At 62.0% G+C, this 9821-nt stretch carries 9 protein-coding genes; 7 read left to right on the top strand and 2 right to left on the bottom strand.

Annotation, left to right across the window (positions count from 1 at the left end; translation table 11 throughout):
* Positions 1–102 precede the first annotated feature (102 nt).
* Entirely contained in the window at positions 103–1653 is a 1551-nt protein-coding gene (locus ACQ4WM_RS23230) for a CHASE2 domain-containing protein (protein WP_436549019.1), read from the bottom strand.
* A 190-nt stretch (positions 1654–1843) separates the two neighbouring features.
* On the opposite strand from ACQ4WM_RS23230, the gene ACQ4WM_RS23235 reads away from it, so the two are divergent.
* Positions 1844–2980: a sigma-54-dependent Fis family transcriptional regulator gene (locus ACQ4WM_RS23235; protein ID WP_436549020.1), complete on the top strand. Its 1137-nt coding sequence runs from the start codon at positions 1844–1846 to the stop codon at positions 2978–2980.
* A 134-nt stretch (positions 2981–3114) separates the two neighbouring features.
* The gene (locus ACQ4WM_RS23240) at positions 3115–4917 is read left to right on the top strand and encodes an NAD(P)/FAD-dependent oxidoreductase (RefSeq protein ID WP_436549021.1); all 1803 of its coding nucleotides are present in this window, start codon (positions 3115–3117) and stop codon (positions 4915–4917) included.
* Between the two features lie 69 nt (positions 4918–4986).
* Here ACQ4WM_RS23240 and ACQ4WM_RS23245 read toward each other — a convergent pair whose 3' ends face one another.
* Positions 4987–5553 carry a YceI family protein gene (locus ACQ4WM_RS23245; RefSeq protein WP_436549022.1) on the bottom strand — a complete coding sequence of 189 codons (567 nt, stop codon included), beginning with the start codon at positions 5551–5553 and terminating at the stop codon, positions 4987–4989.
* Between the two features lie 387 nt (positions 5554–5940).
* Between ACQ4WM_RS23245 and ACQ4WM_RS23250 the strand changes: the two genes are divergently transcribed.
* From ACQ4WM_RS23250 to ACQ4WM_RS23270, 5 genes are all read left to right on the top strand, one after another.
* Positions 5941–6561, top strand: a complete 621-nt coding sequence (locus ACQ4WM_RS23250) for a biliverdin-producing heme oxygenase (protein ID WP_436549023.1) — start codon at positions 5941–5943, stop codon at positions 6559–6561.
* Positions 6558–7040, top strand: coding sequence for a YbaN family protein (locus tag ACQ4WM_RS23255; RefSeq protein ID WP_436549024.1), 483 nt, complete (start codon positions 6558–6560; stop codon positions 7038–7040). The genes ACQ4WM_RS23250 and ACQ4WM_RS23255 overlap by 4 nt, the downstream gene beginning before the upstream one ends.
* Before the next feature lie 306 nt (positions 7041–7346).
* The gene (locus tag ACQ4WM_RS23260) at positions 7347–8156 is read left to right on the top strand and encodes a methionine ABC transporter ATP-binding protein (protein ID WP_436549025.1); all 810 of its coding nucleotides are present in this window, start codon (positions 7347–7349) and stop codon (positions 8154–8156) included.
* Positions 8149–8823, top strand: a complete 675-nt coding sequence (locus ACQ4WM_RS23265; protein WP_436549026.1) for a methionine ABC transporter permease — start codon at positions 8149–8151, stop codon at positions 8821–8823. Before ACQ4WM_RS23260 ends, ACQ4WM_RS23265 begins: the two co-directional genes overlap by 8 nt.
* Positions 8824–8847: 24 nt before the next feature.
* Positions 8848–9681, top strand: coding sequence for a MetQ/NlpA family ABC transporter substrate-binding protein (locus tag ACQ4WM_RS23270; RefSeq protein ID WP_436549027.1), 834 nt, complete (start codon positions 8848–8850; stop codon positions 9679–9681).
* The last annotated feature ends 140 nt before the right edge of the window (positions 9682–9821 follow it).

Here is a 9821-nt window from a genome sequence, read left to right on the forward strand (position 1 = left end):
TGCAACCAGTGTAGCGCAATTTATATCCTGCCGCCACGCCGCATCGCTCCGGTCACGCCGGCCCGGATACTATGCGAAAAACGGCAGGCGCCCCGTTTTGCTTCAGATCACGGCAATCACAAACAGCACCACCGCCAGCGGCGCCTGCACCAGCACAATGCCCGGATGCGTGCGGCGCAGCTGGGCCCACACATTCAGGCCAGGCACCTCTTCGTGCGGGTGATGCGCTTCGTCGCGCAGCGACATGGCGTGCAGGAACATGCCGGCGATCAAAGGACCGGGGTTGACCCACCAGCCCTGCTCCAGCAAGCCGTGTGACAGATAGACGGCCAGCACGCCGATCATTACGGGCGAAGCCCACACCACGGCCAGGATCAGGCGGATGCCGTAGAACTCGGCCAGGGTGCCCATCTGGTGCAGCTTGCCGATATCATGGTCTTCCATGCGCTTGTCGATCGCCAGTTCGGCGCGGCCATACAAGGTCCACAGGCCGCCGAACAGGCAACCGAGCAGAATGCCGATAATGATGTCGGCCGCAAACACCGCATACTTGTTGACGTCGGCCGTGCCGATGCCCAGCGAGGTGTGCGACGCCGCATGCAGGTGCAAGCTGGCCTGTTCGCCTTCGGCCGTGGTGTAGCGGTCGCGCACGTCATAGGTGCTGCCGATATACACCACGTTCTTGCGCACGGCGTCTTGCACCACGCTCGCCTTGCCATCGATCAGCTTTACACGCGTGCGTGTCGGGTCGAGGAACTCCTTTGCCACGGCGGTCGGATGGAATGGCGCGGTGACGGCGTTCTGTTCGCTGGCATCCCTGGCGTCGCCATGGATCACCGGCTCGAACGCCCAGCGGGCAAGTTCCTTTTCGCTGTTGGTACGCACGGCCAGCTGGCACACGCGGTCGGCCAGGGCCACCACTTCCTTTTGCTCGGACAGCACGGCCGGAAGAGGCTGCTTTTGTTCCTGCTCATCGGCGCCATGCGCCAGCTCGAAAGCGACCGCCGCCAGCACCGGGCTTTTCACTTCGATGCGCGTGACGGCGCCCATGCGCTCGCGGATGCGGGCGCTGGCGAAATGCACGCCGGCGGCGCAACGTTCGCGTATCCAGGGCAGGTTGGCATTCTGGTCCGACTGTTCGGGCAGGATCAGCACCACTTGCTGGCCGCCCTTGGCCAGCTTGTCGAGCAGGCTGTCGAGCGGACGTTCGCCATCGTCATGCTGTTCATACACGGCCGGCGCCAGGTCCAGGTCGATCGCCAGCACCTTGCTGCCGCGCGCGGCTGCGCTGGCGATCAGTTGTTCCAGGCGCGAGCGCGCCAAAGGTTCGCGCTCGTCAAACACCTTTTCAAACGCGGGCTGGTCGATCTCGATGATGCCGGGCCGGTACTGCGCGCCCTGGTCGGTGCGTTCGCGCACGATCTGTCCGTGCTCGGCACTGGCGCGCAGCATGGCCGCGTCCAGCCACTCGAGCACATGGAATCCTTCCAGCATCAGCATCACCGAGGCGATCAGGGTCGCGCCAATAATATGGTGCAGCAAATGCGTACCCGTCAGCTTGAAGGCATGGCCCACTTGCACGAAGGGCCAGAGCAGGCGTTTTCCCAAACTCAGCCTTGGCTGTGGCGGTGCGGCGTGGTCGTCGGCATTCATGGTGTTCTTGTCTTTCTGAAGCTTGCTTCTTGATTAATAGTTGGTAACGAGAAGAATATAGTATTGCACTAATGCTCAGAAGCAGCGCACTTTTGGCCGGCAATTTGAAATCCCATGCTGCGCCGCAGGATGTGCCAGGCGCCACTTCGTGCTACAACCGGCATACAAAAAAACGCAAAAAGAGACCGCCATGCCCTATGTGCGTCAGACCAGCCATCTCGAACGGGTACGCGACCTGATTGCCGGGCGCATCGTCAACCCCGGCGACGACGTGGCGCGCCTGGCTTCGTCCTGGCGCCGCTCGCTCGACGACTACCGGCTCGACCCGGCCTCCACCACCGGCCCACGCATTCTCACCAGCGGCGAGCTGCGCGCGATCCAGCAGGCAGAAGAAGGCTTTTTGCGCTCGACCGGCCAGTGCCTGCCGCGCCTGCACGCCATGGTGCGCGAAGCGGGCTACTGCGTGATACTGGCCAATGCACATGGCGTGACCATCGATTACGTGGTGGACCAGGAACAACGCAAGCATTTCAAGAAAGCCGGCCTGTATCCGGGCTCGTGCTGGTCCGAACACGAGGAAGGCACTTGCGGCATCGCCTCGGTACTACTGGACCGCGAGGCGATCACGGTGCACAAGACCGACCATTTCCGCGCCGCGTTTACCAGCCTGACCTGCAGCGCGGCGCCGATTTTTTCGCCGCACGGCGAGTTGATCGGGGTGCTCGATGCGTCCGCCCTGGCCTCGCCGGACGCGCGCGACAGCCAGCGCCTGGTCAAGCAGCTGGTGCGGCAAAGCGCAACCGTGATAGAAGACGGTTTTTTCCTGAAGTCACACAGCCACTGCTGCATCGTGCTGGCGCACCGCAACCGCCATTTTGTCGAAGTGCAGCCGGAAATGCTGCTGGCCATCGATGAACACGGCGACGTGGTGGCAGCCAACCGCTGCGCACGGCAGCTTATCGCGGGGCTCGGCGCCCTGCCCCGGCCAGTGCACGAAGTGCTGGAAGTACGCGCCGAACGGCTGTTCGATTTGCGCGCAGGGCAAGCGCTGTTGTCCCTGCGCCTGGCGGGTGCCGGCGGCTGGCTGCATGCGCGGGTACGCGCGCCGCTCAAACCGGCCGCCTTGCGCAGCCGCCTCAAGAGCGCCCAGCCAGCACCGGCTGCCGGCTACACGCACGAGGAACTGGCCGAGCGCACCCGCATCGTGCAGGCAATGACGGAATCGAAATGGCGTCCGCTGGTCGCGGCAATGATGCTTGGCGTGTCGCGCGCCACCCTGTACCGGCGCCTGAAACACTTCCGTATCGTGCCGCCACACAAGCAATAGCGTGAGATTTTTGTCTCATGGCCGGTCGCGCTGCAATGCGCAATGTGGCCTCGGATCGTGCGTGATACAACATCGCCAGCGGTGCAGTGGAAGCTGCAAAGCCGCATTCCATCATCACGACATGAGGAGATACGATGACTACCAATCCACATCAACACACGGTGGCAGCCTTGCTGGAGCAGCTTGAAGGCGCCCTGCGCGAGCATGACGTTGACGGCGCAGCGCAGCTGTTCGAAGACGACGGCTACTGGCGCGACCTGGTGCTGTTTACCTGGAACCTGAAAACCCTGGAAGGCCGGGCGCAGATCGCCGCCATGCTGGCGTCTCAGCTATCGGCCGTGCAGCCCGTCACCATCCGCATCGCCGAGGGCGAACAGGCCAGCGAGGCCGCAGGCGTCACGCAATGCTGGATCACGGTGGAAACAAGCGTGGCGCGCGGGGTGGGCTTTATCCGCATCCGCGACGGCAAGATCTGGACCTTGCTCACCACCATGAGCGAACTCAAAGGCCATGAAGAGGCCAAGGGCAGCCGCCGGCCCATGGGCGCCGAGCACGGCGCGCACACCAACCGCAGCAGCTGGCTGGAACAACGCGAGCGCGAAGCGGCCGAACTCGGCTATGCGCGCCAGCCATATTGCGTGATCATCGGCGGTGGCCAGGGCGGCATCGCGCTCGGCGCGCGGCTGCGCCAGTTGAACGTACCGACCATCATCATCGAAAAGAATGCACGCCCTGGCGACAGCTGGCGCAAGCGCTACAAGTCGCTGTGCCTGCACGACCCGGTCTGGTACGACCATATGCCGTATATCCCGTTCCCCGACAACTGGCCCGTGTTCACGCCGAAAGACAAGGTCGGCGACTGGCTGGAAATGTACACCAGGGTGATGGAACTGAACTACTGGGGTTCGACCAGCTGCGAGTCGGCCAGTTTTGACGAGGCAAGCGGCGAGTGGACGGTCAAGGTGGTACGCGACGGCCAGCCGGTAACCTTGACGCCGAAGCAGCTGGTGCTGGCTACCGGCATGTCGGGCAAGGCCAATATGCCCAACTTCAAGGGCATGGATATCTTCCAGGGCGAACAGCAGCACTCGTCGCAACATCCGGGACCGGACGCCTATGCGGGCAAGAAGGTGGTGGTGATCGGCGCGAACAATTCGGCGCACGATATCTGCGCCGCACTATGGGAAGCGGGGGTGGACGTGACCATGGTGCAGCGCTCTTCCACGCATATCGTCAAATCCGATTCGCTGATGGACCTGGCGCTGGGCGACCTGTATTCCGAACGGGCGCTGGCAGCCGGCATGACGACGGCCAAGGCCGACCTGACCTTCGCTTCAATCCCGTACAAGATACTGGCCGATTTTCAAAAGCCCGTGTTCAGGGCGATCCGCGAACGCGATGCCGACTTTTATGCGCGACTGGAAGAAAAAGGCTTCATGCTGGACTTCGGCGACGACGACTCGGGCCTGTTCATGAAATACCTGCGGCGCGGCTCCGGCTATTACATCGACGTGGGTGCCTCCGAGCTGGTGGCCGAAGGCAAGATCAAGCTGAAAAGCGGCGTCGGCGTGAAGGAACTGAAAACACATTCGGTGCTGCTGACGGACGGCACCGAACTGCCGGCCGATCTGGTGGTGTACGCTACCGGCTACGGTTCCATGAACGGCTGGGCGGCCGACCTGATCTCGCAGGAAGTAGCCAACAAGGTCGGAAAAGTGTGGGGCCTCGGATCAAACACCACCAAGGACCCCGGTCCGTGGGAAGGCGAACAGCGCAATATGTGGAAACCGACGCAGCAGCAGGCGCTGTGGTTCCATGGCGGCAATCTGCACCAGTCGCGCCATTATTCGCAGTATCTGTCGCTGCAGTTAAAGGCGCGCATGGAGGGGCTGGAAACGCCCGTGTATGGGCAGCAGCAGGTGCATCACCTGTCTTGATGAACGGATCGACAGACGAAAAAAATGGCGGCGGCCATCAGCCCGCCGCCATTTTTTCATGTAAAACAATTACTGTTTGACGGCTTCGATGGAGAACGTCAGGGTGGTTTCATCGCTGACGGCTGGTGCATATTTGCCGGCGTTGAATTCCGAGCGCTTGATCTGGGCCGTGGCGTTGGCGCCGCAAGCGTCTTTTTTCAGCATCGGGTGCGGTGCGCAGTTGAACGAAGTGACGGTCAGGGTGACTGGCTTGGTCACGCCTTTCAGGGTCAGGTTGCCTTCGACGCTAGCGAGCTTGTCGCCGTTGAAATTGAACTTGGTCGACTTGTAGGTGGCGACCGGGAACTTGGCGGTGTCGAGGAAGTCTTCGCCCTGGATATGCGTGTTGAACAGGGTCGAACCGGTGTCGACCGATTTGGTGTCGATCAGCACTTCGACCGAACCGGTCTTGGCAGCGCGGTCCAGCGTGATCTTGCCGGTGGTGTTATTGAAACGGCTCTGCTGCTGGGAAAAACCCATGTGGGTGTAGCTGAAGCTGGGGAAGGTATGGCTGCCGTCGATGACGTAGACTTCCGGAGCGGCAAAGGCGGACAGCGAGAAGCCGGCGGCGGCGATAAAGGCGAGCAGTTTTTTCATATTCAGTTCCTGAAAGTGTGAATCAAGGGAAACCGCAGCCAGCTCGCCCGCAGCATTCTGCACGGGCTCGCTGGAGTGGCTTGTGTTGCAACGATTATGCATGGCATGAAGATTGATGTAAAACGGAAAATTTACCTAGTTAGCATCGAAAAAATCGATAATAAAAGCAAATACCGCAAACCATCGCCTTCTGTTCTCGATTATTCACCGCACTGCCGAAAAACTCCATCATTTTAAATGAGAATGATTCTTGTTCTTATTATCGGTGCTTGCTATTATCCCTGCCTTTTGCCGCGCCACCAGCGCGGCTATGGCTGCCCCGCCCGTCCGCACTGCAGCGCCGGGCGGTATCATCCATAATAGACAGACGTAAAGCGACCCGACCACATGACCGCAGCCATTCCTGATGCCACCGCCCTGAGCGCTACCCCGAACCCGTCCCTGCCGCGCAGCGCGCGCCTGAAGGCCGCCACCTCGGCCACCCACGATGTGCTAGACAAACGCATTATGGCCAGCGCACCGTTCGACAACCAGCAAAATTATGCACGCTTCCTGCAGGCGCAATATGCCTTCCTGCGCGATGTCGACGCCCTGTACGACCATGCCGGCCTGGCCGCCCTGCTGCCCGATCTGGAACAGCGCCGCCGCTACGCCAGCATCGCCGCCGACCTGCGCGACCTGGCTACCGGCCTGCCGGCCGGCTCGCCGACGCCGCCGTTCGACGCCCCCCTGGACCTGGCGACCGCCCTGGGCTGGCTGTATGTCAGCGAAGGCTCGAAACTGGGCGCCGCCGTGCTGTATAAACTGGCCAACAAGATCGGCCTCGATGAACACTACGGTGCGCGCCACCTGGCCGGCCACCCGGATGGCCGCGCGCGTCACTGGCGCGATTTCACGGCGGTGCTCGACTCGGCGCCGCTGGACATGGAAGGCGAGGCACGCCTGATCGAAGGCGCGCGCGCCGCCTTTATGCGCATGCACGGCCATGTCGAGGCGCTGGGGCTATGAGCGACACGGTTCCGGCCAAGGCAGTGCCGGCGATCGTGCGCGAAGCGCATGGCGCGCGCCTGCGCCGCTGGGTCTGGACAGCGGCCGGCATGCTGATGGTGGCGCTGGGCGTCATCGGTGCCATGCTGCCCGTAATGCCCACCACGATTTTCCTGATCCTGGCGCTGGCCTGTTTCAGCCGCGCCTCGCCGCGCCTGGAACACTGGCTGCTGCACCATCCGCGCTTTGGCCACCCTTTGCGCCAGTGGCGCCAGCACCGCGCCGTCTCGCGCCGCGGCAAAGCCATGGCCTGCATCGGCATGGCGATCGGTTTTGTCGCCATGTGCCTGGGCGACCCGCCCTGGTGGGTCATCGCCATGGTCGGCGCGGTGGAGTTGTGCGTACTGATTTACCTGCTGCGCCGCCCGGAAGGCCCGGCGCCAGCCCCCCTGCCGGCAGTAGCAGAATCTGCCCCGACACCCCCTGCTGGCCAGTCTTGACCGGTAATTCGCGCCGCCAGCCGGTGCACCAGGCGCATAAAAGCAGCGCAGTTGCCGGCTAATAATCGCTCGCCCCGCAGCAGGCCTGGCATCCCGAACTGAATTTTATTCGGCAAATTTCCCACGCATCGCCTTTTCAACGAAAAAGACGGCTGCATAGACATTATTTGCATATCCAAAGCAAGAATCTGTCGTTGGCGTAATAACGTGATCGGGTATACTACGCAACCGACGTCGCATGGCGGCCATTCGCCCATGCACGTGCACTGCCAGCGCCGTGAGGCGCCAATAATAAAAAGGAACAGCATGACCACACCATCCCGCCCGCCGGTGATCCGCATCGAAGGCGCGAACAAGACCTTCGCGCTGCCAAAAGGCGAGCAATTTCACGCGGTCAAAAACGTCACGCTCGATGTCTACCCTGGCGATATCTTCGGCCTGATCGGCAAGAGCGGCGCCGGCAAGTCGACCCTGCTGCGCCTGATCAACCTGCTCGAACGCCCGGACAGCGGCACCATCACCGTGGCCGGCCGTGAACTGACCAGCCTGTCGAAAAGCGCGCTGCGCGATGCGCGCCAGAATATCGGCATGATCTTCCAGCAGTTCAACCTGCTGCAAAACGCCACCGTGTTCGACAATGTCGCCTTCCCGCTGAAAATCCACGGCAGCACCAAGGGCGAGCAGATCGCCGCCCGTGTCGGGGAATGCCTGGCGCTGGTCGGCCTGTCCGACAAGCAGCACAGCTATCCGGCGCAACTGTCGGGCGGCCAGAAACAGCGCGTGGCGATTGCGCGCGCACTGGCCAGCCACCCGGACGTGCTGCTGTGCGATGAACCGACCTCTGCGCTGGACGCCGAAACCACGCGTGCGCTGCTGGGCACCCTGCGCGATATCAATCAGCGCCTGGGCGTGACCATCGTGTTTGTGAGCCATGAGCTGTCGGTGCTGGGCGCCATCTGCAACCGCGTGGCGGTGGTGGAAAACGGCGCGATTGCCGAGCAGTTCGACCTGGCCGACACCGCCACCCCGCGCAAGACGGCGCTGGGCCGCGAACTGGCTTATTACGGCACCGAAGCGTTTGAAGCGACCGCCTGGAAGGATGCAAGCCATGTTTGAAGAATCGATCAATAACGTCGTTGCCCTGCTGCCGGAAATTTGGGTCGCAATGGGACAGACCATGACCATGCTGGGCATCGGCCTGACCGCCGCGATCCTGATCGGCGGCCCGCTGGGCGTGCTGCTGTTCCTGGTGTCGGAAAACCAGTCGCTGGAAAACCGTCCGCTGTCGATGATACTGGGCTGGCTGGTCAATACCGTACGCTCGTTCCCGTTCATTATTTTGCTGGTCGCCCTGACGCCCTTTACCCGCATCATCGCCGGCACCTCGATCGGCCCGCTGGCGGCCGCCGTGCCGCTGTCGTTCGCCGCGATTCCGTATCTGGCGCGCCTGGTGGAGCAGAGCCTGCGCGAAGTGCCGCGCGGCGTGATCGAAGCGGCGCACGCCATGGGCGCCTCGGAAATGCAGATCATCGTGCGCGTGCTGCTGGTCGAAGCGCGCTCCGGCCTGGTGCTGGCCCTGACGGTGCTGTCGATCAGCTTCCTGTCGTATTCGGCCGTGGCCGGCGTAGTGGGCGGCGGCGGCATCGGCGACCTGGCGATCCGCTACGGCTACTACCGCTTCGAGACCGACATCATGGTCGTCACCGTCGCCATCCTGATCGTGCTGGTGCAAATCATCCAGTTCGCCGGCACCCGCATCGCCAAGCGACTCGACAAACGTTAATCCATATTGAATCAAAGGACACTCATGAATACAATTCGCCGCAACCTGCTAGCCGCCGCCGTCGGCCTGTCCCTGGCCTTCTCGGCCCACGCCAAAGACCCGAAGGAAATCGTTATCGGCACCAGCGCCGGCCCGTATGGCGACCAGCTCAAAGTCGGCATCAAGCCCATCCTGGAAAAACAGGGCTACAAGGTCAAGATCGTCGAATTCAATGACTACGTGCAGCCGAACTTCGCGCTGGCCGAAGGCTCGCTGGACGCAAATGTGTTCCAGCACATCGTCTACCTGAACAAGTTCGCCACCGATAACAAGCTGGCCATCACGCCCCTGATCACGGTGCCGACAATTCCGATTGCCATGTACAGCAGCAAGCACAAGGCTCTGACGGAAATCAAGGATGGCGCCACCATCGCCATGCCGAACGACCCGACTAACCAGGCGCGCGCATTGGTGGTACTCGACAAGATGGGCTGGATCAAGCTGAAACCGAACGTCGATCCGCTGCGAGCATCCGAGCGTGACGTGGCCGCCAATCCGAAGAAACTGAAACTGGTGCCACTGGAAGCGGCGCAACTGCCGCGCGCCCTGGCCGACACCGACTTCGCCTTTATCAACGGCAACTTCGCCCAGGCGGCCGGCATCAAGCTGACCAGTGCCCTGGTGGCCGAGAAAATCTCGGACGCCTACATCAACCTGGTGGCCATCCGCACTGCCGACAAAGGTAAACCTTGGGTGAAAGACCTGGAAGCAGCCTACCGCTCGCGCGCCTTCCTGGACGTGACCAACAAGTATTTTGCCGGCTATGAAAAGACCGATTATCAGGTGGCGCTGGAAAAGGCTGGCGCGGGCAAGAAATAATCTTCAGCCCACAGCACAAAGCCGGGGTCAGACCCTAATGCCGTTAAGTTAGTGTTCGCCTGAGACGTCGCTCTGGATAGCGTTGTGGTTTTGCCTTTGCGACCCGATCAAATTTTCGATCGGGTCGATAGACATTGAGC

Source organism: Janthinobacterium longum (assembly GCF_051380735.1).
Lineage (GTDB): Bacteria > Pseudomonadota > Gammaproteobacteria > Burkholderiales > Burkholderiaceae_D > Janthinobacterium.